Origin of the sequence: Pseudonocardia sp. McavD-2-B (assembly GCF_024124365.1) — a bacterium.
GTDB lineage: Bacteria > Actinomycetota > Actinomycetes > Mycobacteriales > Pseudonocardiaceae > Pseudonocardia > Pseudonocardia alni.
The window spans coordinates 1-1,532 of record NZ_JAMXSG010000510.1 but is presented as its reverse complement, the minus strand read 5'-3'; the positions used below and the strand labels follow the sequence as shown (position 1 = coordinate 1,532).

The window sequence follows — 1,532 nt, the reverse complement described above, 5'->3', positions numbered from 1 at the left end:
CCTGCCGCCGGGCGCGGCGCGCGGTCCGCACGGCCCGCGCGCCCCGCACGGGCCGGGCCCGGCGACTACTGTCCGACGGGTGATCGAACTGCGCATCCGCCGGGCGATGACCCGGTGACCCGCCCCGGTGAGCACGACTTCCCGGTCCGCTCGGCCACCGACATCTACTCCGGCCGCGTCATGGCGCTGCGGTCGGACCGCGTCGTCATGCCCGGCGGCCGGGTCGCGACCCGCGAGATCCTGGAGCACCCGGGGGCGGTCGCCGTCGTCGCGGTGGACGAGGCCGGGCGGGTCCGGATGCTGCACCAGTACCGCCACGCCGTCCGGCGACGGCTGTGGGAGCTCCCCGCCGGCCTGCTCGACGTGGCGGGGGAGGACCCCGCGGTCACCGCCGACCGGGAGCTGACCGAGGAGGCCGGGCTGTCGGCGTCGGACTGGTCGGTGCTGCTCGACGTCGTGCCCTCACCCGGGTTCTCCGACGAGTCGGTCCGCATCTTCCTCGCCCGCGAGCTCGTCGAGAAGCCCCGCCCCGACCTGGGCGACGACGAGGAGGCCGACCTCGAGCTGCGCTGGATCCCGATCGCCGAGGCCGTCGGGATGGTGTTCTCCGGCGAGATCGTCAACGCGGTGTCCTGCGCCGGGCTGCTCGCGGCCCGCGCGGTGCTGGCCGGGGAGTTCGACCCGCGCCCGGTCGACGCCGAGTGGGCCGACCGCCCGTTCCGCTTCGCCCGCCGCGCCGACGAGTGATCCTCCGCCGCGCCGACGGGTGACTGCGGGCCGCGGCGACGCGTGACCGCGCAGGGTCTCCGGGTGACGGCCTGCCGCGCCGACGGGTGTCCGCCCGGCGGCGCCCACGGGTGACCGCGCCGGGCGGTGGTCAGGGCCGCAGCGGACGCCCCTCCGGGTCCCGGGGCGACCCGGCGAGCACCACGATCCCGTCGACGAACGACCAGATCGCGCCGATCCCGAAGGTCAGGAACGTGACCAGCAGCTGCGCGACGGCCAGACCGGTGTGGCCCGAGTAGAACCGGCCGATGCCGAACGGCAGGAACAGCTGCAGCAGCCCCGCCACGATCTTCTGCTTGTCCGAGTACGGCAGCCCCGAGTAGGGCTCGCGGCCGTACGGCGCGGACGGGTCGTATCCGTACGGGCCGTAGGACGGGGGCCCGGGGTGCGGTGGGTAGGCCGCGCCCGGGTACTGCTGCTGCCCGGACGCCCAGCCCGGCGCACCGGCGGCCCACGCCGGCCCGCCGGGGAACCCGCCGCCGGGGGACAAGCCCGCGGGGCCGCCGTCGGGGTACGGCCCGGACGGGTACGTCCCGGACGGGTACGTCCCGCCGGGGTACCCCGCGCCCGGGTAGCCGGGCGCCCCGGGGGCCGGCCACGGGGGGCGGGGACCGGCCGTCGTCGGCGACGGGTCCGGGTAGGGGCCCGCCGCGGGGTGGCCCGACGGATCCGGGTACGGGGTGGCCCGGGTCGGGCCGGGAACCGCGAAGCGCGCGGTGCGCTCGGCGTCACCGCTGTGCCCGTCG

The 1,532-nt window shown here is 77.7% G+C and carries 2 protein-coding genes; one reads left to right on the top strand and one right to left on the bottom strand.

Annotated elements, in window-relative coordinates; all coding sequences use genetic code 11:
- Positions 1–114 precede the first annotated feature (114 nt).
- Complete coding sequence (locus NH602_RS30750; RefSeq protein WP_073575225.1) at positions 115–747, top strand: NUDIX domain-containing protein; 633 nt, start codon at positions 115–117, stop codon at positions 745–747.
- Between the two features lie 130 nt (positions 748–877).
- On the opposite strand, the gene NH602_RS30745 is transcribed toward NH602_RS30750, so the two are convergent.
- On the bottom strand, positions 878–1,532 hold a 655-nt coding region (locus tag NH602_RS30745), incomplete at its 5' end, for a TM2 domain-containing protein (protein WP_253069675.1).